Source organism: Enterobacter cloacae complex sp. ECL411 (assembly GCF_021869665.1).
GTDB lineage: Bacteria > Pseudomonadota > Gammaproteobacteria > Enterobacterales > Enterobacteriaceae > Enterobacter > Enterobacter intestinihominis.
The window spans coordinates 1,957,515-1,978,909 of the sequence record NZ_CP091486.1 but is presented as its reverse complement, the minus strand read 5'-3'; the positions used below and the strand labels follow the sequence as shown (position 1 = coordinate 1,978,909).

Annotated in this window: 18 protein-coding genes; all 18 read right to left on the bottom strand. The window is 51.8% G+C overall.

What is annotated here, in order from left to right; genetic code table 11:
* Positions 1 to 243: 243 nt before the first annotated feature.
* The 18 genes from tssE to L3069_RS09430 all read right to left on the bottom strand — a co-directional run bounded on the left by tssE (position 244) and on the right by L3069_RS09430 (position 21,395).
* Positions 244 to 687 (bottom strand): type VI secretion system baseplate subunit TssE, encoded by a 444-nt coding sequence (tssE, locus tag L3069_RS09515; RefSeq protein WP_038417027.1) that lies wholly within the window; start codon positions 685 to 687, stop codon positions 244 to 246.
* On the bottom strand, positions 687 to 1,211 hold the full coding sequence (gene tssJ / locus L3069_RS09510; protein ID WP_172754437.1) for a type VI secretion system lipoprotein TssJ: 525 nt from the start codon (positions 1,209 to 1,211) through the stop codon (positions 687 to 689). The genes tssE and tssJ overlap by 1 nt, the downstream gene beginning before the upstream one ends.
* Positions 1,192 to 2,286, bottom strand: a complete 1,095-nt coding sequence (gene tssG / locus L3069_RS09505; protein ID WP_074133699.1) for a type VI secretion system baseplate subunit TssG — start codon at positions 2,284 to 2,286, stop codon at positions 1,192 to 1,194. The genes tssJ and tssG overlap by 20 nt, the downstream gene beginning before the upstream one ends.
* Entirely contained in the window at positions 2,241 to 4,004 is a 1,764-nt protein-coding gene (tssF, locus tag L3069_RS09500) for a type VI secretion system baseplate subunit TssF (RefSeq protein ID WP_038415937.1), read from the bottom strand. The genes tssG and tssF overlap by 46 nt, the downstream gene beginning before the upstream one ends.
* Positions 4,005 to 4,017: 13 nt before the next feature.
* The gene (locus L3069_RS09495) at positions 4,018 to 4,758 is read right to left on the bottom strand and encodes a hypothetical protein (protein ID WP_051979822.1); all 741 of its coding nucleotides are present in this window, start codon (positions 4,756 to 4,758) and stop codon (positions 4,018 to 4,020) included.
* Positions 4,759 to 4,937: 179 nt separating this feature from the next.
* Complete coding sequence (locus L3069_RS09490) at positions 4,938 to 8,351, bottom strand: ImcF-related family protein (RefSeq protein ID WP_038415936.1); 3,414 nt, start codon at positions 8,349 to 8,351, stop codon at positions 4,938 to 4,940.
* Positions 8,352 to 8,372: 21 nt separating this feature from the next.
* Entirely contained in the window at positions 8,373 to 9,557 is a 1,185-nt protein-coding gene (locus L3069_RS09485) for a hypothetical protein (RefSeq protein ID WP_038415935.1), read from the bottom strand.
* Between the two features lie 3 nt (positions 9,558 to 9,560).
* Positions 9,561 to 9,818: a PAAR domain-containing protein gene (locus L3069_RS09480; RefSeq protein ID WP_071881488.1), complete on the bottom strand. Its 258-nt coding sequence runs from the start codon at positions 9,816 to 9,818 to the stop codon at positions 9,561 to 9,563.
* Positions 9,819 to 9,914: 96 nt separating this feature from the next.
* Positions 9,915 to 10,883: an SUMF1/EgtB/PvdO family nonheme iron enzyme gene (locus L3069_RS09475; RefSeq protein ID WP_038415934.1), complete on the bottom strand. Its 969-nt coding sequence runs from the start codon at positions 10,881 to 10,883 to the stop codon at positions 9,915 to 9,917.
* Between the two features lie 39 nt (positions 10,884 to 10,922).
* A complete protein-coding gene (locus tag L3069_RS09470; protein ID WP_038415933.1) occupies positions 10,923 to 11,891 on the bottom strand; it encodes an SUMF1/EgtB/PvdO family nonheme iron enzyme in 969 nt (322 codons plus the stop codon).
* Positions 11,892 to 11,930: 39 nt separating this feature from the next.
* The gene (locus L3069_RS09465) at positions 11,931 to 12,896 is read right to left on the bottom strand and encodes an SUMF1/EgtB/PvdO family nonheme iron enzyme (protein WP_038415932.1); all 966 of its coding nucleotides are present in this window, start codon (positions 12,894 to 12,896) and stop codon (positions 11,931 to 11,933) included.
* Between the two features lie 11 nt (positions 12,897 to 12,907).
* The gene (locus L3069_RS09460) at positions 12,908 to 15,142 is read right to left on the bottom strand and encodes a hypothetical protein (RefSeq protein ID WP_038415931.1); all 2,235 of its coding nucleotides are present in this window, start codon (positions 15,140 to 15,142) and stop codon (positions 12,908 to 12,910) included.
* Between the two features lie 17 nt (positions 15,143 to 15,159).
* Entirely contained in the window at positions 15,160 to 17,682 is a 2,523-nt protein-coding gene (locus L3069_RS09455; RefSeq protein WP_038415930.1) for a type VI secretion system Vgr family protein, read from the bottom strand.
* Entirely contained in the window at positions 17,669 to 18,211 is a 543-nt protein-coding gene (locus L3069_RS09450) for a putative T6SS immunity periplasmic lipoprotein (RefSeq protein WP_038415929.1), read from the bottom strand. Before L3069_RS09450 ends, L3069_RS09455 begins: the two co-directional genes overlap by 14 nt.
* On the bottom strand, positions 18,205 to 18,762 hold the full coding sequence (locus L3069_RS09445; RefSeq protein WP_038415928.1) for a hypothetical protein: 558 nt from the start codon (positions 18,760 to 18,762) through the stop codon (positions 18,205 to 18,207). Before L3069_RS09445 ends, L3069_RS09450 begins: the two co-directional genes overlap by 7 nt.
* The gene (locus tag L3069_RS09440) at positions 18,762 to 19,019 is read right to left on the bottom strand and encodes a hypothetical protein (protein WP_038415927.1); all 258 of its coding nucleotides are present in this window, start codon (positions 19,017 to 19,019) and stop codon (positions 18,762 to 18,764) included. Before L3069_RS09440 ends, L3069_RS09445 begins: the two co-directional genes overlap by 1 nt.
* Before the next feature lie 172 nt (positions 19,020 to 19,191).
* Complete coding sequence (gene hcp / locus L3069_RS09435; RefSeq protein WP_009653685.1) at positions 19,192 to 19,683, bottom strand: type VI secretion system effector Hcp; 492 nt, start codon at positions 19,681 to 19,683, stop codon at positions 19,192 to 19,194.
* A 5-nt stretch (positions 19,684 to 19,688) separates the two neighbouring features.
* Positions 19,689 to 21,395 carry an OmpA family protein gene (locus L3069_RS09430; protein ID WP_232957825.1) on the bottom strand — a complete coding sequence of 569 codons (1,707 nt, stop codon included), beginning with the start codon at positions 21,393 to 21,395 and terminating at the stop codon, positions 19,689 to 19,691.

Here is a 21,395-nt window from a genome sequence, read left to right as displayed (position 1 = left end):
AGAAATAAATTATTAATATTTCAGTACCCGCCACAGCACAAGTGCTAAATCAATCCACTGAAAAATAACTCTTTAATGTATCTTTTCTGACCAGGATAAAATAAATGTCCGGTCGTTCATGTTGCCTGCCCGCCCAATTTACCTGAAGTGGATATTTTCGCAGGCGAAACTCTGCAATAGGCATCCTTGCGATGTCGGTAAAAGATGCGGAGGTGGTTATGCGTGCTGAATTTCAAAATTGGCTCACACTCTGGCGGTATTATCCAGATACTGCTGTTGTTTCAGATGACGGATTAATACCCTGCCCTCGGGCATAAATTCCGTGCCGTAGCGCACCAGCCCCACCCCCTTCAGCTCCGCATCAATGGCGTAGCGGAGTTCTCCGGGCTGAATCTGTTCCTGCATCACCACGTTAATCCGGCTCAGGCGCGGCTCATATTTCAGCAGCACGGCCGACAGTGTGGTAATCAGCTGGTGGGCGGTCCCGGGCATTCCCTGGAGGATTTTTGTCATATCCGGCAGGCCGTAGTCCGGCAGGTGGGTCAGCGTACCGGCGCGACAGTTGAGGATACGCTGCATGTTATCCAGCACCGACATAATCAGCTGGTTCTCCTCGCTTACGCTGTGCAGGTCAAGCCCGCCGGCGAAGTTGCCGTACAGCATGTCATACAGGGACGGACGCGGCATCATTCCCCCTCCAGCGGTTTCAGCGTCAGGCGGTTATTACTGACTTCAATAACCCGCGCCTTATCCGGGTCAAGGTCGTCACGGGTCAGGGTAATACGCCAGGTATCGTTTACCTGATCCGGTGCCATAAACATCCCCGCCACCGCCACAACCTGCGCGCTCTCTTCCATCGGCATATCCAGCGTCACCGATTCGCCAGGGCGCAGGCGAATATCCTTTTCCGCCACCAGGTCGGCTTTAATAGCCTGACTGTCACTGGCGAACAGTGACGGATAATCAGTACTGTCAAACGCGTTACGCTCTTTAAGCTGGTAAATACGCACCACCGTTGCCAGCCACGCCCCTTTCGCGTTGTTGTTCACCCCTTCGCGCGTCTGAATATCCAGATGCAGGGTTTTCACCTGTCTGTAAAAAATGGACTTCGTGACGGCGACGGTGCCGTCCGTCACTTTCTGCGTCAGCCCGCAGCCGGTTAACAGGGTCGCCAGCGTGAGAGCCAGAGTCTTACCAGCGGTAATCGCCATCTTCATCGTTCTTCCTTCGCTGAATGTTTTCCCGGACGCGCTGAAAGCGTCCCAGGTGAATGGTGATAATGTTGTTTCTGTTCTGTTGCGCATTAAGGGGACGCAGCACCGCCGTGCGCCCGACCTGCGCGGTCTGTTCCGCATTGCAGGACAGCCGCGCATCCGGCAGCAAATGTCGGGCAACGCATAACTGCATCCGTACATCCAGGTGCGCGCCCAGCCACACGTGTAGCAGCGCCATCAGATCGGCATGCCGGTCACCGCCCGGCAGCCAGCCCCGGACCTCTTCAGGGTTGTCGGTGGAGAGACGCAGCAGCACCTGGCCGTTCACATCCGTGGCGTGCGTGCCCATCACCGGTCGGTGCTTCAGGCTGACCAGCTGGCATGTACTCATCGCAACCGGCTGCTTCAGCGGGATACGGCAGCGGTCGTGGTGGTACACCGTTGCGCGGGTATCCGGCGCCAGCAGCCGCACCAGAGCTGCCATCCCCTCCGCCGTCCGTCCCGGCAGCATCATCACCGGCAGCAGCGCCAGAAATCGCGACAGCGGCGTACCGGCTGTCTGAGCGCAGCCGGGTATCCCCAGCCCCGCCAGCCCCAGCAGGTATTGTGACGTGTTGTCAGCGCCTCCGGCCTGAAAGGTGGCCGGGTACGAATACTTTCGCCAGATGCGGTAATACTGGGTAATCAGCCGGTGACTGAAAATATCCAGAAAATCCTGCGTCGCGTCGTGCCCTTCCCGTCGCTGAGCGATATCGTCGGTGTAGTGGGTCGGCAGCGGCGACTCCACGCCGTACAGCCCCATAAAGGTGACGCGCACCGACGGCGGCAAGTGCGGATGTTCCGGGTCTTCCATCCCCCGGATTTCACCGGCCGGAAACCCCATCCCCGGATGCGGGCGAAAACGCACCGGCTCCTGCCGCACCCGCCAGTCGCTGCCGGGCACCGGCATCTCCGGCTGGCTCTGTTCCAGCAGCTGGCAGAAGCGGTAAAAATTCATATACGGCAGCTGGTGCCGTACCTGCGCCATCAGCCGGGCAGGCGCGGACTGTGATTCTCTTTCCAACGGATACATTTCCCTTCTGGCTGAACAATCAGCGTGAGCTGGTTAAACTGGTTCATATCGGCATACAGGGCAAAAAAACGGTTGAGCAGTTCGCCAAACAGATGGATATCGCCCTCTACGGTAAATCCATTGCTGTCGAGCGTCACCTCCACGTCCAGCCCGCGCAGCAAAAAACCGTCCTCAAAGCGCTGAGTGCGATGGTGCCTGACATCCAGGATGGCATCGAGGCGACGGTTGTTCAGCTCGTCGTCCCGCCAGTTATAGAGCGAGAGCGTGCCGCGCAGCACCTCAGCGCTGCTCATCATATTGAGAAACCGGGAGCCCAGATGGCTCATCACCCGCCAGTGGAAGCGATCCTCCGCAGGCGGGTATGCGGGCAGCATCGGCTTGCACAGATTACGCACGGTGAGGGGCGAGTCATAGACCTGTTCACAGCGGTCCAGCAGCGTGCTCTGCAACGCCCGACGCGGTAACTGGCCGTTGGTGCCAGTGATGCGCAGCGAGACCGTTTCCCGCTCCAGCATCCGGTCAGCTTCCCACTGCTGGCCGCCCAGTATCAGCCAGGTATCGTGCATACCTGTTACGCCCCGCTTCACGCGGGTGTGGTAATACCGTTCCGGTGCGTGACGACGCACCATGCCGCCCTGATGGCAAAAACTGGCGAACGGCACATAGTGCGCTTCGCCGGTACGCCCGGAGCCGTTGACGCTGTCCACCGAGTAAATCTCGGTATGCCCGTCCTGAAGACGTTTCGGGCGCAGCAGATATTCACTCTCCAGCCCGCTAATGGTCAGCGGGTCAGCTTCCAGGGTGAACAGGTTTATCACCGGCACGCAGTGCAGGCGCAGGCTGCTGTCTGTTACCGGTAAATCGCTCTGCCATACCTGGCTGAACACCACCTCGATATCGAAGTACGCCGTACCCGCCGGGAGCGTTATATTTTCCAGCCCGTTAAGATGGACGAACATAAACTTTTCGCGAAAGGTGAAATACTCCAGCAGCAACTGGTAACCGCTGAAGGCGCTGTCGCCCTTCGGCCACAGCCGGTCTTCCTCAGCAAAACCGCCCGGGGAGAAATAACCATCCAGTGCGATCCGCTCCGTCTGCCCCGGCAGGCGAATGTACAGCGCCGCCTGACGTTTTGTCAGCCAGAGGTGCAGGCTGCTGCCCGTCACCCTATCTTCGCCAAGATACAACGGCAGATGCCGGAGGTCAGTCTGCGGCCAGTCCGCCTGTGTACTACAGGCAAAACGCACCCGCAGGAGCGAACGCCCGTCAGGCTCCGTGGTCATAATGACCTTCTCCACCGCGAGCGGATTAAGCGTCAGATCCCGGGTGGTGCGGTAGCGGCAGACAGTGTTTTTAGGACCGACCGGGCGGGAGCTGATTTCCAGCCCGGCGGACAACGTTTCCGCCATTTTCATCGCCGGCACATCCGGCGACAGCACCACCACCGACAGGGACGGGATGGTACGCAGGTAGTGCGGCCACAGCATGCTCACCAGACTTTCGGTCAACTCCGGCAGGTCGTCATCTATCTTTTCGCGCAGACGTCCCATGGAGAAGGCGAAGCCCTCAAACAGCCGTTCAACATACGGGTCAGGTGTGCCCGCCTTGTCTAGGTCGAGCATTGCCGCCCGGTCGGGGTGCGTCTGCGCGAACTCTTTCGCCGCCTCGCGCAGATAGCGCATTTCAGCGTCAAAATAACGCAGGGTTAAATCTTCCATAATTTTCCGGCTATTAATGTACAGGAGGGTGGGTGATGAGCCCTAATACACGCAGTGATATTGGGAAAAATACAATATCCGCAACGGCCGTGAAGGGTGTTAACACGATGTTTGTTGCCAGTCGCAGAGGATGAAAGTGAGTTGAGTCTTCTGTAGAATAAAATTCCACATTATGTTTTTTAACCAATTTCTCGCTATTATTAAACAGACTGTCGTTCTTATCTCTGGGAATAATTACCCCTTCCAGGCGTATTTGCTTAACATACCTTCCACCCTCATTCCAGAACCCCGTTTTTTTAAGGTCATCAATATCCTGAGTGGTAAGGTTGCTGTCGCTTTCATTAACTTGCAGTGCAAGCGCATCGGAAAAATGCATGACAAGGTCATTTCCACGCGGCATATCCAGTTTTAGCCTTAAACCATCAAATTTCTCATAACCGGTAACCAGCGTTACCTGTGTGGATAGTTTATCCAGCGCAAGTAACTCTTTTGCCCCTGTCGTTAATATATAGATGTTTTTTTCACCCTTGAAAGCGACACCATCCCGAGGTATTTCTACCCTGACCTGTGTCTTTCCCTGAATAGCCGAAGCAGAAAGATTTTCATAATAAAACGCAGCTGTAACCTCGTCTGAAATCAAAGTACGTTCTTTTATCTTTGTGTCAGCAACACTGTTTTCTCCCCAAAGAATTGCTGTACAGCCTGAAAGCTGAATAAATATAACCGACAATATTATTTTCATAATCAAATGCATGATTGTTGTATATCCCTGATAATAATTTTTTTGTTACGTTTGTTTAATTATCCGCACTACACGGTAGCTCTGGCAGCGTCAGACGGTGGGCTTTGACCTCAAACAGCAGTTCTGGGGCCCACAGCGTGAGCGTGATGGCGCGGCCTGGCAGGCTGTAATTAGTGTATGAACGGATGCCATCAGTCCGTTTCCGTGGGGTCGGTGTCATCAGCCAGGGGGTCAGCGGCAGGCTCGCTGACGGTGAATATCTGCAAAGGCAGGTTGAAGTTTCGCAGCTTCAGCAGGGCCAGCGGGCCCTCTCCCGCCTCGGTGCGCAGGGTGTAGTTTAGCGGTCTGCCATCCTGCGCCTGCCACGTGAGACTGTAACTGCTGCCCGTGCCGGGGTAAGCGCTGACTGACGCCTTGTCCAGCAACCTTATCCATCCCCATGTCCCGGACATATCTGCATACTGCCGGGTGCCGGCCTGGGTGCTTATCCAGCTTAATGCCGCACCCGGCGCTTCGGTGTCCGCAGGCCAGTTAAAACGCTTCCAGGCAGGCATCTGGTTCATATAAGTCAGCTTCTGGCTGTCGATAACCAGCCGCGTCTCCATGATGCCATCCGCCGTTCCCGGGCGCAGTTCAAAGAACAATCCCGCCTCTCCACGTGTGAACACCACATCGGAAATATGGCTCAGGGTATCAACCGCCCTGAGGAAAGCCGGATTGAAAGTCAGCCCCTGGGCGTTGATGCTGTCCGGCACCCAGTGACTCCCCTCCCTGTGCAGCACGCCGTTAAGACGAGTCTGCAGAAACCGGGTGATGCGCCCGGAATCGGCATTGAGGTATTTGGCCAGCAACGGCAGGGAGACCTCGCTGCTGACATCTTTAAACGGATACCGCCCGCCAAAGGCGCTGTTCCAGTCATCCACCACGGCGGTCTGCCACTGTGCATTCAGGCTTTCAGCGGCGGGTTGCAGCACCTGCTGCCAGGCCTGCTCCATGGGCCGCACAAACATCGTCTGCCCGAAACCGCTCCATTCCTGCCCGAGCCCCGCTGCCACCAGACTGCCGTAGTCGCGGGTCTCGGTTAAGTCTACCGCCTTTCCCTGAAACACCGTCTGCGCCAGCGCCTGGGTCATGGCCTGCGGATCAGCGGCGTTGGTCACCTGCTGTAGCCGCAGGCGCACCTGGGTGACGCGGGTCAGAAACGTCTGCAGGCTCAGGTCGGTATTTCCGCCGCCTTTCTGCTGGCTGTTAATCAACGCCAGTGCCGGGCCGAAGGTCGCCTCCAGCGGACCGCGCGCGCCGCCGCTCTGGTCAATGGCCGGCTGTTTATCGCCACCGAGCAGATTTTTTGCCGATTTCACCAGCGAATCGGATATCGCCTCGCCGGTCTCACCGGTACGCCCCTGGATATTCAGGGTGTTCATCAGTGCCACCAGCGGTGACTGGCGCACATCCGCCATCAGGGTGAGCTGGTCAATGGCGTCGGACAGGGCCACTGCCCGTTGCCAGCGCAGACTGTTGAGAAAATCGAGCCAGGCGGTACTGAAGTCGGCAAAATAACGGGCGGTGAGTCGCTGCTTCAGGGCTTCCGGCGAGGTCTGCTGCGTGGCGGGCTGTCTGCTGTCGCTCAGCACCCAGTCCATCTCCTCGCGACGTTCATTCACCACTTTATCAATGGCAGGCTGTACCGCCTCCTCCCACGCCTGACGGGTGAACATCCCCGGCACCACCTCATCGGTGCTGAACAGGCTTGCGGCGTCGGTGTCGCCGGTCATGTCCGTCAGGCGCATATCGGCATACTGGTTCGACACCTGTGAGAGCATTTTCTGATAGAGTGTGGATTCACTGTTTCGCACCCCCATCTGGCGAACCAACAGCGTACGCGTCTGACTGACCAGCATATCGTCAGCATGTAAGCGCCACTGCGGGTGTGACACCAGGCTCGCGGCATAAAAAGCGTATAGTGCCGGGCCGCTGCCCTGCCAGAGACCGTTTGCCACACCAGCACGCCGTGGCCAGTCGCGCATCAGCGTGGCGGAAAACCAGGCCGCATCCATTTTCTCCGGCCGCGAGAGCATCAGGTAGAGCCTGAGCCGGTCGTAAACCGATTTTGCCATGCGCTCACGTAACGGACTGTCCGGTGGCAGCTGTACAAAGGCCTGGAGCTGTTGAGTGAGGTGTTCCGCCGCCGCATCGCGCAACAGCGGCAAGGCGCTTTCACTATAGCGCGGGAAGAGCGCCACCAGCAGGGCATCGTTCTGGCTTAAGCCGCCGCGTACGTACCAGGGCACGCCGTGTTGTGCACGGTACTGTAAACGAGCAAGGGTTTTCTGAAGTTCAGACAGGGCGTGCAGACGCTTGCTCAGCGGCTGTTTCTCTGACACAGACTGCTGAACCTGCTCCTGCGCCGTCGTCACCAGGTCACGGTTGGCGACAAAGGAGACGGCCATGGATATGCCCCACAGCGCCATCAGCGCCGCCACGCCCACGCCCGCCATCTGCGTCCAGCTGATTCCGGGTTTACGCGGGCGCAGACCTGCCGGTAAGGCCTGTGTAGACGCCGGGATGGCGTCCCAGCAGTTGTCTTTGCCCCAGTGATGAGCAACACTGCGACCTGCCCCTGCTGAAGGCGGGCTGAACACCACGCCAGCCAGAGGCAGCGGGCGGTACGGGTTAAGCAATACCGATAAGGGTCCGGTCAGCGATTGCGGCTCGCGGATTAGCAGGTCAGCCAGGGTGAGTAAAAAATTCTGCTGTGGTTTGTCGCAAATCTGCTGAATACCCTGCGCGGTGAGGGGCGGGATCAGGTCGCTTAGCTGGCGGGCCAGTGCTTCAGGTTTACAGGCCGCTGACAGCTGGCATCCCACCGGCTGGGAAATCCGGCCCTGCAGCTCTCCGGCTCGCGGATGCAGCGACCAGACATACAGCGGCAGTTTCCAGCCCAACGCATCACAGCGCCCCTTCAGAGCGTGGGACAGGGCATCCATGGATTCTGGAGTCAGCGGCGCTGGCGGCTCAGCATCTGAACCCGCGAAGCGGTCAAACGCAGAGGTCACCCACACCACGCCATCCACCGGGCGGTGGCGCAGTTTACGCAGCGCGGTAAGCCAGGCGGCGTCCGCCGGTGCTGCCGGGTCACCGCCCCACAACAGCAGCGTCCCCTGGTCTTCCTGCCAGAGTTCCTGGGTGAGTTTTGGGGTGAGCTGTTCGACGTCGGCAACGCTGCCGGTGACTAGCAGGATGCGGAGTTTGCGGGGCCAGGCGCGGTCATAATTATGACGCAAATACAGACGCATATTTTTTAACGTTTCTCTGTATTTTTCCCTATCAACTAATTGTTTGTCTTCGTACCGAAGACTTTTACCTGACAATTCCCTCAGCCGCTGCAAAAAACTTATTGAGATCAACCAATTCCACAACCTGTGAAATAAATCGTCGCAGAGCAGAATTAAAATACAAATCCCTGCCACTGTCAGCGATGCTGTCAGTTTCTTCTCAGTGGTAAACTGATGAACAAAAGGGTTTTCAGTCCAGATGAGAAATCCCCCCACAACCGCTATCAGCAGGATAATTAACCATGTACTGAGGCGCTTTTTCTTTTTCACATCACTATCCTTTGCGTAAGATTAAGCCGGACGGACAATTACCATTTGTGTGGTTTCATCACCAACCATCAGCCACTGGGTTTGCTCTGAAATCACCGCATGTTCGCAGGCGCAAATTAACGTGATATTTCCTACCGCCGCCCCCGGTCTGCCAAAAGTATCCTCCAGTACCATCTCTCCTTTTTTTTCAGACAAGAATGCCAATTTATCCATTGCAAGAAGAGCCCCAGTCAGTGCGCTACCTTTTACCTGAGCTCGCCAAAAGAACCAGGGCACCGCTGATGTTATTTTTCCCCAAAGTGCAACATCCGCTACAGCCTCTTCCGTTTTTGCGATCACCACCGGGCGATGTATCCACATTTGCGGCATTACACGATAACAAGTTAGCCATGCCGGAGAGGCCAGCAGCAGCGCTGATACGGACTCTGCCTCTTGGTCACGCGCTTGCAGAAATAAATTGATTTCAACAGAAAGAACAAGCGCCTCGTCCCTCCTGTCCAGCCAGCCATCAAGCCACATCAGCCCACTATTATCAGTACTGACAGTAATATCATTGACAGCATATGACGCTGGGAAAATCTTTCGCCAGATGGTGAGGATGTGCTCATTGTTCAGCACACCATCATGATGAATACGAACGAACAGGTTACCAGTAAACTGAACCAGTTCAGCGTGCAATTGCCCGATGACGCTTGCCAATATTGATTCCAGTCGAGTCTGGTAATTTGCTTCAGTGAATAAGGTTACTGATGGAAAAATTACTGATGCCGTTGTTAACGTCGACTGAATGGCTGGTGAATAGTGCGTCTGAAGTCCACTCCCGCCTTGTAAAAGCGCGACAGCAAGTTTATTTCTGGCAACTGGTGTGACGTAACTCATTCCAAGCACACCCACGGCCTTCTGTCCCAATAAAATTTTTTCTTCATATTGTTTTTGATATAAGTGGTTCCACCATAGCACTCGATCTCGTTCATTTTCATAGCGGCGCAGCCGGATGATATACCCCATAATTCCAACGGATAAAGGCAGCATCAACGTACAAAACCAAAACCATTCAGACCGCGTAGAAAGGTGCTTAGGCCATAGAGCCAGCACTACTACCGCACCAGCAATCACACACAGAACAATCGTAAGCAGCCAACGGAATTTATCCGGAGCAACTGGCAAAGGTTCTTCTGCTGGGATTTTTTTTAGATCAACAGGCATAAATTAACGTTTTCCTGCATTTGGTAATGATGATATTAGTGAGCAACCACAACCGCAACGATGACCATGCAGAGCTATTGGCTTACCATTGATCTTTGAAGTTTCATCGCCTTCGATAATATATGTTTCACCATGTAGAGGGCAAAATACCTTATCCATAAGACAAGAGACTTCCAGGCCCATAAATTTCACACCAGAGCTACCTTCAAGCACAGTACCACCGTGTGTTGTTTTGTCATTGATACGAATAACACACTGCATATACGTCTCCATATAAACTAACACAACAATGAGCTACATCTTTGCATAGTAATCTTATAGCGGTGACTCATCGTAATCAGAGAGTTATGCCTTGCATTATCTGACCGGTTTCGGGCTGTTGACAACGCAACGAACCGCTTTGTCGCCTGGGAGATATCCCTCATTAGCAGGGTCTGAGTCGAAGCGGAATATTGTTGCGCCGCGTCTTGGTCCGGAGAAATCCTGTGAGCGGATAACTTTTGTGTAATTACCGTTACTATCTTTAAACACTGGTTTTTCAGGGCCCTGAGGGTCTTTTACTGGTGAGTATTTATAATAATCAGGATCATACCAGTCCTTTATCCACTCCCATCCATTACCGGCCATGTCATATATGCCTAAGGGGTTTGGTGGTCGAGAATTTCTCGGCATGGGAGACGAAATACCTAAAGTTGTGCCTTGTTCTATTGCGAACTTTTCACGATCATCCGAAGTAGTGATGTTAATTCCCGTACGTTCTTTGATATTTATAGTTCCATCATCGGTAGGAGCAATAACAAACTGCCCACGACTACGCGCTGCGTATTCCCATTGCGCTTCTGTTGGTAATGAGAAAGGTAAGTCAGTAATAGTAGACAGCCAGTGACAATATTTTTCTGCCTCATACCAGTCGACATGAGCAGGTGTATCGGGTGTCATATTTTTTTCCCGCCAGCGCTGTCCATTTCTGGTTTTCAAATCAACATTTCTTCCAGCTAAATTATTATAAGCCAAATAAAACTGGAACTCTTTGTTACTGGTTTTAAACTTACTTATCGAATAACTTGTCAGCTCGACTTTATGTAATGGTTTACTATGTTGATTTGCATCATAGGGTAAATGTTCCGGGCCGTATTTTTCGCCATAATCTCCCATCAGAAATTCACCACCCTGTACAAAGATTAGCTCGTCCTTAATCTCACCTACAAATTTAGAGAGTTCAACGCTGCTTTTTGGGGAGTGTGGCACCAACTGCTTTTGCTGGTCGCAAGAGATTAGTGACAAAACGGTAATCAGAACCCCCCCCGTTCTGTATAAAATCCTCATAACTGTTTCCTTATTTAACTTTAGTGTATAGTTCCGGTATTATCTGACCGGTTTCGGGCTGTTGACGACGCAACGAACCGTTTTGTCGCTTGGGAGATATCCCTCATTAGCAGGGTCTGAGTCGAAGCGGAATATCGTTGCGCCGCGTCTTGGTCCGGAGAAATCCTGTGAGCGGATAACTTTTGTGTAATTACCGTTACTATCTTTAAACACTGGTTTTTCAGGGCCCTGAGGGTCTTTTACTGGTGAGTATTTATAATAATCAGGATCATACCAGTCCTTTACCCACTCCCATCCATTACCGGCCATGTCATATATACCTAAGGGGTTTGGTGGATAAAGATCACCGGGCAACGGAGAGTAGAGTCCCAAAGACGTGCCCATTTTTTTTGCATATAGTTTGCTATCTTTTTCTGAAGCTACATTGCTTTTATCTCCTTCTCCAATTCGTATGGTCCCGTCATTGGTTGGAACAATTACAAATTGTCCACGACTACGCGCTGCATATTCCCATTGCGCTTCTGTTGGTAATGAGAAAGGTAACTCAGTAATAGTAGACAGCCAGCGACAATATTTTTCCGCCTCATACCAGTCGACATGAGCAGGTGTATCGGGTGTCATATTTTTTTCCCGCCAGCGCTGTCCATTTCTGGTTTTCAAATCAACACTCCTTCCAGCTAAATTATTATAAGCCAAATAAAACTGGTACTGTTTGTTACTGGTTTTAAACTTACTTATCGAATAACTTGTCAGCTCGACTTTATGTAATGGTTTACTATGCTGATTTGCATCATAGGGTAAATGTTCCGGGCCGTATTTTTCGCCATAATCTCCCATCAGAAATTCACCACCCTGTACAAAGATAAGCTCGGCCTTAATCTCACCCACAAATTTAGAGAGTTCAGCGCTGCTTTTTGGGGAGGGTAGCACCAACTGCTTTTGCTGATCGCAGGAGATTAGTGACAAAACGGTAATAAGAATCCCCCCCGTTCTGTATAAAATCCTCATAACTGTTTCCTTATTTAACTTTTGTGTGTCGTTCCGGTATTATCTGACCGGTTTCGGGCTGTTAACTACGCAACGAACCGTTTTGTCGCTCGGCAAGTGGCCACTGTCTTTTGGGTCTGAGAAATACCGGGTTATGGTAAGGCCTCGTCTGGGGCCGGAAAAATCCTGGGAGCGAACAACTTTTGTATAATTTCCTTTGTAATCTTTATAGACAGGATTATCTGGCCCCTGTGGGTCTTTCAGTGGTGAGTGTTTGTAATAATCCGGGTCGTACCAATCTTTCATCCATTCCCAGCCGTTACCGGCCATATCATAAATACCTAAAGGGTTCGGTGGAAAGAGATTGCCAGGCAACGGAGAATATACCCCCAATGATGTTCCCATTTTTTTTGCATATTCCTTACTATCTTTTTCCGAAGCTACATTCCCCCCGCTTTTATCAATTTGTATAGTTCCATCATTAGTTGGAGCTATAACAAACTTTCCCCTGCTACGTGCCGCATATTCCCATTGAGCTTCGGTTGGTAATGAAAAAGGTAAATTTGTTATTGTCGCTAACCACTGACAGTATTGTTGAGCCTCATTCCAGTCTACATGCGCCGGAGTTTGTGGCGTCATACTTAATTCATCCCATTTTTTTGCACCGGGGTTTTCTTTATTGACTGTTCTCCTATACTGATTGTTGTAGGTCAAATATAACTGATACTGTTTATTACTGGTTTTGAACTTACTGATTGAATAAGCGGTGAGTTCAACTTTATGTAACGGATTACTGTCTTGTTTACCATCGTAGGGTAAACCTTCTGGTCCGTATTGTTCACCATAATCTCCCATAAGGAATTCCCCGCCCTGTACAAAGATTAGATCGGCCTTAATCTCATTAACAAATTTTGACAAGTCATTACTGTTCTTTTTCGCTGGCATGACCGAGGAATTCTGCTGGTCGCATGACATCAGTGGTGCAACTGTCAGCATCATTAACCCTATTTTCACTAATTTTTTCATCTTCGACCTCCTTAAACTTCAATAATATTGTTGTCACTTACAGGACTAAATATTCTGGATTTGGGATAGAATTCATTATCTATTCTGTATAGTTTGTAAAATTCCGTATTGTTCATAGCGAGCGCGTATCCCCAGGAAGGCGTAACCTTTAACCTCCGATAGATCTTATCCATCTCATTATCTTTATTGAGACCTTCTTGCAAAAACTCCTTCAGCTCATTCATTTTTCTTTGGGCAACCATATATTTTAATGCTGAGTTCCCAGCGGCCAAATCACTCCCATCAGCGTTACAATGGCTAAATACCTGGAACCATTCACGTTGTGTTTGGATACTATCTAAGATAGTTAATATTGCTTCTTTGCGATCGTGATAAATATCCAACATAACACGATTATTCAGGTCAAAGTGGTCATTAAAACCATGGCGAGTTAACAAATAAATTAGAATACCTTTTGCTTCCGGCGTCATTTTAAATAAAACTTTCGGATCAGCCAAAATTTTTGATGCAATATCATTCCTTTTTTGAGAACCTTTCATTCCATCTTCAAAAAAACTGACTATCGCTTCGAAGGCTTCATTAATATCTCTAATAGTAATTTTCATGTTTTTTAATTGATTTTCAATTTCACTTTTCATTTCAGTGAGAAGCAAAATGCTGATCTTAGTAAAAGAAATAAATGCACGCTCGGAAATTACTTCCAAAAAAGAATAATCAAGGCCATATAATTGATAAACCAGCCAGTACCCAAAATCGTAAAGTTTGTCGTAGTCAACTTCTGCTTCAAAAGAACCTTTGGCGCCTGCACCTAAACACAGACTGGCAGCGATACTGAAACAGAAGCGTCCATTAATGAAATCGCACTGAAATTTTCCCCCTGCACCAGCCCCAACCATTCCAACAAATGCTTCTGAAATTGAGCAAAAGTCGACAAATTTTGCAGCTTCTTTCGCATCATCGCCTTTTTTTCCCTGGTGCACCGTTAACTCGAGAGGTTGTAACCATTGAACGCCCCCTTTCATCTTGAATTCAGCACGCGCGCCGGCAAATATCTCTGCGCTTGCAGACGCGCCTTCTTCATTTTTTTCTCTTGCCTGATGAAACGCGGCACCTGTTGGAGAGTGTCGATCTCTGAAACGAGGCAGGCGCCCTTCGCGATCTCCCATTATAACCTGCTTTGTCCCAATGGTAGTAACCTGAAGTTGAGCTTCAACCTGGGCCGATGCTCCAGCAAAGCCGATAAGTGACGTCTCAAGATACATACGCCACATTCCCATATTGAGAACTTTAGTTTTTCCAGGAGGTGGCAGCATTTTCAAAGACCAGCCAATGCGATCGGGTATGTAAAATTTAGCACTGGCTGTACCCGATGCTACAGAAAGGACGGTGCTATGTTCACCTTTAATTGTTAATTTTCCTTTATAAGGGTCCCACTCTCCTGACGCACCAGTATTGGATGTAAAACGCAAAAATTGTGCACCAGCAGATACATCAATATTCTGACCAATTTCCTTTTCCAACACCACACTGCTGTTCCAGGAATCTGCCCAGTCACACAATGTCTTGTCTATTTTACCAATATCTTTGACTTCAAAAAATTTTATTCCTTTGCTTTTAGATTCTAGTTTTTTTAACTGTTCTTTAATTTTTTGCGTATTTATACTTTTAATATTGCCATTATTGTCACGTTCAAATATACTTTCTTTTCCAGTAGTACGATCTCGTCCTCGTAAACTTACCCGATGTATATCTCCAGTTCCAAAATTATCAATATACGATTTTTTTACATATACATAACGACCACCAATCCCGTTACGCCCTCCCTGATTTTTTTTAGTTTTTATCGGTATCAGTTCTGTTACCTCTTTATAACCAGCCCCTTTAGATTCAAAATCTCCTAGCGTTTTCTGTAAATCCTTTTTCTTATCTGCTAATTTTTGTTCTGCTTCTGATACCTTAGCTTCAAGCGAAGTGAGTTCAGCGGCTCTGTCGGGATGCGAAAGAACTTTTCCATAGGCTTCAATTGCCGCCGAATATATTTCATTTGCTTTATGAACTTCATCCACCAGCATCATAAGATTTCTGGCGTGATCATCCAGAGCTGATGCTATTTTCTCGTTAAGAAGAATTAGCTCTTCATTTTCGGTACTAAAATAAATCAATGTTGATTCGTGATGTGCTACAACTGAACTTCCTTCTTTTTTATTCAGTGTCCATTCAGCAACCGGAGTGTCATGTTCACTCATAAAAATCACCTCCTTGTTTACTCAAAAAACAATTTAATGGATTTAGGATCTACTCCGTAATGGCATTGTGTATAACCATTTTCGTCAGTCATACCTCTAAGCGTCACGCCATCCGCAGTTTCTATGCGATATGGTATTAATGCTTTAGGTTGATCGGTATTTTTATCTAATACCTGAAAACGTTCATTCATGGGGTATTTGAATTGCGGGTCCTCTACCATCATGGGTTGTAACGCCTTTTCGAGTGAAGATACCCCTCCCCATAAAATATTGGCGCTTTTAAGATCGATTTTCCCTGGAGCACCAATTTCTACAGAACCATTTTTTATTTTTATATATGCCCCGCCGGTACTGGTTAATGTTATACCCTGTGCAGCGTTCAATATTATTTCACTATTAACACTATTGAGAGTCATCGTTTTATCAGACTGAAGGCGCATTGCATCTGTTTGCGCTTGTATATCTACAATACCTCTTGCTGCAAATATTTTAATGCCCATCTTTTGCGCAAACAAGCTTATAGCTTCACCTGCTGCAACCGTCAACCTTTTGAAAATGCTCATATCAATATTTTCACCAGCCGTAGCCGTCAATGTGTGCCCGGACGACAGTTGAATATTTCTGGGTGTTGTTAATGCGATTCCTGCTGGCGCTGATGCCAGTATTCCCGCTTCTTTTAACTGATTCAGGGCCAGACTAAGTTTTTTTTGTGACGAACGATCGGCATCAAGAGCACCAGACACAGCGACACTTTGCGCTAATGCAGTGACTAATTCTAAAGCACTTTGTAATTGCGCAATAGCCGCGTTCATATCAAGAGTTTTGCCCTGGGCACTTGGTTGAACATCCCCACTAATAAAAATTCCCTTGCCACCACGTATCGCCCCCCATTTATCCGTGCGTAGTTCAAATCCTTCCCCCCGCAATTCACGGCTGGCATCCACATTGTGCCCCAGGTTCAGCTGCGTCTTGCCGCCGTACTCCGTGCTGAGCTTGATATGCTCTTCACCCCGTTTATCTTCCATCCGCAGCTTGTTATTCGTCGGCGTGCGGATCACATTCCGGGTGCTGTTCTTCTCCGTCACATGGTCAACATGCCGCGAGTCATGCAGCGCATGGGCGATATAGGGCCGGTCGGGGTCGCCTTCATGGAATGCTATCGCCACTTCCGTGCCCTGAATGAGCGGGAAGTGAAAACCGTACACGTCGCCGCCGTAGGGTTTGGCGAGACGTACCGGCATGCTCTCCTGACCCTGTCCTTTCTCGTCACGATCGGCGTCAAATTTCACCCGGTACAGTCCGGATGCATCCTGCCAGGCGTAGATATCGTTGGCTTTTGCGCTGGTTACGCGAGCCGTCATCGTCCCGGTTACCTTCGGGCGCGGCAGCGGTGCCGGACGCCAGCACACCGTTTCGCTGTACGGCACGCCCAAAATATCCACCAGAAGGGCGCTCTTGCGACTGGCAGTAAAATGCGTGCTGATAACCAGCACCGGTTCCTGTAAGACAGCAGGCAGGGTGGGTGGCAGGCCGTCGGTAATATTCAGCACCTGAGCAGGTGCCAGCCACGCTGCAGTGCTGTAGCCTGTGATTTGCGTCTGGTTTGCCAGAAAACGCTCGTGGTCCAGGCGGGCGTAAAAGTTAGCCGTTTCTGCCGTGGGGTCTATTTTGTCGCCGCGCGCCAGATGGCGCAGCCGGTAATGGTAGACATCACCATAGTTCACCCCTTCACCGTCTCCCCGGGTCATATCCGCCGGTGCCGACTGCAGTATGCTCTGTGCGTCACGGTGGTTGTAATCTTTCGTGGTGACGCTGGCTTCCACCACGTTATGGGTGATGTTCAGGCCCCACACCGAGTCAGCCCCGCTGTCGCTCATCCCGGACGGACTGTTGACTGGCAGGGTTTTACCAAATACCAGCGCCCGCTGCGCATCGGCAAAATGCACCACTTCTGTCTGCGCGTCTTCCTGGAGGGTAAACCAGTAAAATATCCCCACCTCCGCCAGCAGGCGCTGAATAAACGCCAGGTCACTTTCCTGATACTGGTTTATCTGCTCGCGCTTCGGGTAGCTCTGCTTGAGGTTAAATTCATATTCCCAGCCATGCAGGTTATGCTCCTGTAACACCTGTTCGACTACTTCGGGTACTGACTTATTGACAAAGAAACGGTGGCTGCGGTGCTGCTTATCCAGCAAAAACAGGAATGGCTTAAGCGTGTTCAGGTACTGTGTCTGGTCGGCAGAGCCGGAAATGCGTCTGAAATGAGTAATGACACCGTGCACTTTTTTCTGTTCAGTCGGGCTCTCCAGTAACCCGCCCCCCATCGTAAGGGTTGCGGGTTTACACAAAAACCAGGCAGCATCAAGATGTTTGTCCGTACTCGTAAAAATGATGTCATACCTGTAAATTCTGCTCAGGCCTTCAATACCGCTGAAGTCTTCCACATCAAGTGGAGAAGGACAGGAAGGAATATCCAGCCTGTAGCGGTTCAGGGTTCCCGCCCCGGTTAAAACGTTTTGCAAAGAGTCAGTGAGATTCATAATTTTTCACTCCATGAACGGTTCTAAAAGGCGATCTGCAGGAACCCTCACGTTCGCCTTGATCAGGCTGAAATTCACTGTTGTCCAGCTCGCCGTACGGTCTTACTGCCTCCATGTCATTAAGCGGAATGTCGAAAATACACTCGCCGACAATCTCTACCCCGGCGACCATTTTGCGCGGCGTATCCTTATCGCGCTCAGAGTGCAGAACGTATCTGACAATGAACTGGCCTTTATCAGGAAAATGATGAAATGAAGGTGGGATACATAGCTGGCCGTTCACAATACGAAGTGTGGGATCAAACGTAATTTTCCGCTCCCTGAACCGGGTTCCTCTTGGAACGATGGAAATACTGACTGGCTGGTAGTCCTCTGGCTCCGGAACGCTGAAACACACATTGTCGCCTCTTGTGCTGACCGTTGTTATTTCATCAGGCCGAATGTAATCCCCGTGGCCGGGGCAACCGGTCAGTACCGTCAGGCTGAGCAAAAAAGCATGCCTGTGGCGAAAGGTCATTGCTTTCACCATGGGAACCCCCGCAGCGTGCTGGTATACAGGTGGTGGATAACGGGCTCAGAAATGTTGCCGTCAAGCGTGACATCACCTGCTTTTCTCAGATCACACCATGTCTCGTAACCTTCAACCTGCAACGTAAAATGGTCAGCAATAATTTGTGCCTGCTGTTCCATGGGATATTCACTTAACAGACGTCCATCCAGGACATAACGGTAACTCACCGCCCAGCTGAACAGCCCCCGCCCGATGATGTTCATTCCTTTTTCACGCTGCCAGACATGTGCCATTTCGTGAATAAAAAGATGTTGCAGAAAAGGTAAAGTCGACGCGTAATCATCCCTGTACCAGTGACGAAAATAAATCTCACCGTTCGGGGACATCGCCGTATTTTTATTCTGGAGGCCAAACGGCAGATAACTGTCATAATGGATCCAAACCTTATGGTAAGGGATCGTCGATTTGTAGACCGACTTCGCCAGAACAATCTCTCCTGAAGTCAGTAACCGCAGCGAACCTTCCTTTTCTTCTTTTTGATCCGCCTTTTTTTTATCGTGGATGGTCATCACTCATCCTCCTGCCGCAGCTCAATCATTACCCCCTCTTCCTCATCCCAGCCCAGCGTCAGGGTATGCGGCTTCTGCCCCGCCGCCATATGGCTCAGCAGCTGCTGGCTCAGGACCGGCAGAATCTGCTGGTTCAGCAACCAGTGCTCGGGCAGGATTTCCGCATGGGCGCGGGTCTGGCACAGGGAAGCGGCCCCTTCCATCGCGCGGGCACAGTAAGGGTTAAGACGGCGTAACAGGATGGCGGGATTTTCCATGAGACTCTCTCTTTATCAGTTCCGGACACGCTACCGCCCGTCGCTGTTCCCTGTTATTCAGGAACCCAAAGCGCATCAGGTCGGGCAGGCAGATTGTGTTTTTCTTTGCACAGCGTCCGTGCATACAGACGCTGTGCAAAAAACTGCGGACAGGGCCCTGTCCGCATGCGACTTACGCGGTGGCGCGTTCGTTCCAGGAATCGGAATGAATGATGTTGCCGTCCTTGTAGGTCCAGGTGATTTTTTCGTAGCGCAGTTCAATCTGCTCGAGGTGGTTGTGCTTCTCGAACGCCGGGTCCTTGATGTCGTGCATCTTCGGATTCACTTTCACCAGCTTCACGTTCTCAAGCTTCGTGTTGAAGTACTCCACTTCCTGGCCCGCGTCATTGATTCTGTACCACTTAAATTCCGCAGACTTCAGGGTCTGGCCGGTGGTCACCGCCTTGTACAGGTACGGGCTGGAGGAGTCGATTTCCTTGGTGAACAGGAACGGGGTGTGGATACGGGTACCGGTCAGCTTGCCGGTGTTATTGTCGGTCGGGATGTACAGGTTATGCTCCTGGGCCACCACCTCGATGCTGCCTTCACGATCCTGAACGTCCACAGACCCTTTGATGTCCGCGCCGCCGTCGTCCTTCAGCCACAGATAGACTGGTATTGCCATGTTAATTACTCCGTTAAGTTGTTATCAGCGCCATCATCCTGCGATGACGCGGGGGTGTTGCCCGGCAGCTGGCAGGCGTTCGCCTGCGGCACCAGACTGATTTCGACACGGCGGTTCAGCGCCCGGCCTTCCGCCGTGTCGTTGGTGGCGACAGGTCGGCTTTCACCGTAGCCCTGCACCGCAAAACAGCTCTCCGGCACATCGCCGGTGTCCCGCATCCAGTCGCGCACCGACTCCGCACGCTTCAGGGACAGCACCTGGTTGGACTGGTCATCCCCGGTGCTGTCGGTATGGCCCGCGACCACAATCAGCCAGCCGGGCTTCGCCTTGATCCCCACCAGTGAGTTCACCAGCAGCTTTGTTGAGGCGGGTTTAAGCGCCCACTTTCCGGTATCGAACAGCGACATGCTGTCGAGGCGGACAGTCTGCGGCCCCTGTACGATTTTCTTAATCACCGGACGAGGGGGCGGCGGTGGCGTCCAGCTATTAATGGCGGCTTCTACCGGCGGGATCAGACGCATGCCCTGGTACAGGCCGAGCCCGTAACGCAGTGGCTCACCACGCCGCAGCCAGTCGTCCAGCAGGCGGCTGTCTGCCTGCAAACGCTGCTGCGCCTGCTGCTTCGGCTCAGGTGGCGTGCCGCTGAGACGGTGGTATACGGCAAGGTGGTCGCCCACGCTGCGCACCAGCCGCTGGTTGTTGATAAAGGAAGCCAGCATCGCCAGCGCAAGGAAGACAAAGCTGATACCCCCGGCCAGCCGCATATTCTGCATCCGGCGGCTGATGCCGTGGCGGCGCGGCAGGTACGGCAGCAATACCTCCGGCAGCGGCAATAAATCCAGTGCAAAGACAGGTTTCGGGCAAAGCGTGGTGATACCGGCTATCTGCTGCTGCCAGAGGTTATCCTCTGTTGCGGCGATCGGTGCCAGACAGATACCTGCCGCGCAGAGATTCAGCTGCGGAAGCTCACCCTGTCGGGCGCTGAGTGGCCGGGTGAGGTGGTGCGCCATCAGCGCCAGTATGCTGTCCAGCCACAGCGTGTCATAAAGGCGTGAGGCGCGGCTGCCGCTCTCCCACTGCCAGTCCGTCACCGGCAGGGCGACATGTCCGTTCTGCCGCACCCGCACGCCCGGTAACTCCGGTGTGACGGTAAACCACTGCGCCTCCTCTTTAGGGTGAAGGTCAGGTGGCGATATCCAGGCCACGCTCCATACCGGCGGAACACCGTTCAGCCAGTTCCGGCACTGCGTAATACTGCGTCGCCAGCCACGGAGCGTCTGCGCCAGCGCCTCTTCCGACGTCTGCTGTTCCGGTATCAGCGCCAGCAATACCGAGACCTGCGACACCAGCGCCGGACGGACGGCCGCCAGATGCTGCGCCAGCAGCGGCAGCTGTTCTGCGTTTTGCGCGTGTATATACCAGCCCTGACGGGTTTCACGATAAACGGTATCGGGAGGGAACAGGCTGGTCGTATCGCCGCAGACCAGCACCACCGCACCCTGAAAATCTTCCGGGGGCAGGACATGCTCCGTTACCGGTATGACGAACTGGCGACGCCGCCACCGATGCCATAGCGCCGCGCCGCAGACCAGCACAATACAGACGCTGAGCACAGAACGGCTGACGGTGGAAAGCGGCCAGAAATCCACGACCAGCCGCAGGGCAAGCACAGCAGCAAACAGCGTGAGAAGCGTTCGGGAGAGTTGACGCAT

Bases quoted from the DNA above. Each gene is read 5' to 3' on its own strand.
- L3069_RS09475 (WP_038415934.1), bottom strand. From the start codon at position 10,883: ATGAGGATTTTATACAGAACGGGGGGGGTTCTGATTACCGTTTTGTCA.
- tssE (WP_038417027.1), bottom strand. From the start codon at position 687: ATGCCGCGTCCGTCCCTGTATGACATGCTGTACGGCAACTTCGCCGGC.
- L3069_RS09465 (WP_038415932.1), bottom strand. From the start codon at position 12,896: ATGAAAAAATTAGTGAAAATAGGGTTAATGATGCTGACAGTTGCACCA.
- tssG (WP_074133699.1), bottom strand. From the start codon at position 2,286: ATGTATCCGTTGGAAAGAGAATCACAGTCCGCGCCTGCCCGGCTGATG.
- L3069_RS09485 (WP_038415935.1), bottom strand. From the start codon at position 9,557: ATGCCTGTTGATCTAAAAAAAATCCCAGCAGAAGAACCTTTGCCAGTT.
- L3069_RS09440 (WP_038415927.1), bottom strand. From the start codon at position 19,019: ATGGAAAATCCCGCCATCCTGTTACGCCGTCTTAACCCTTACTGTGCC.
- L3069_RS09480 (WP_071881488.1), bottom strand. From the start codon at position 9,818: ATGCAGTGTGTTATTCGTATCAATGACAAAACAACACACGGTGGTACT.
- L3069_RS09445 (WP_038415928.1), bottom strand. From the start codon at position 18,762: ATGACCATCCACGATAAAAAAAAGGCGGATCAAAAAGAAGAAAAGGAA.
- L3069_RS09470 (WP_038415933.1), bottom strand. From the start codon at position 11,891: ATGAGGATTTTATACAGAACGGGGGGGATTCTTATTACCGTTTTGTCA.
- hcp (WP_009653685.1), bottom strand. From the start codon at position 19,683: ATGGCAATACCAGTCTATCTGTGGCTGAAGGACGACGGCGGCGCGGAC.
- L3069_RS09455 (WP_038415930.1), bottom strand. From the start codon at position 17,682: ATGAATCTCACTGACTCTTTGCAAAACGTTTTAACCGGGGCGGGAACC.
- L3069_RS09460 (WP_038415931.1), bottom strand. From the start codon at position 15,142: ATGAGTGAACATGACACTCCGGTTGCTGAATGGACACTGAATAAAAAA.
- L3069_RS09495 (WP_051979822.1), bottom strand. From the start codon at position 4,758: ATGCATTTGATTATGAAAATAATATTGTCGGTTATATTTATTCAGCTT.
- tssF (WP_038415937.1), bottom strand. From the start codon at position 4,004: ATGGAAGATTTAACCCTGCGTTATTTTGACGCTGAAATGCGCTATCTG.
- L3069_RS09430 (WP_232957825.1), bottom strand. From the start codon at position 21,395: ATGCGTCAACTCTCCCGAACGCTTCTCACGCTGTTTGCTGCTGTGCTT.
- tssJ (WP_172754437.1), bottom strand. From the start codon at position 1,211: ATGGCGATTACCGCTGGTAAGACTCTGGCTCTCACGCTGGCGACCCTG.
- L3069_RS09450 (WP_038415929.1), bottom strand. From the start codon at position 18,211: ATGGTGAAAGCAATGACCTTTCGCCACAGGCATGCTTTTTTGCTCAGC.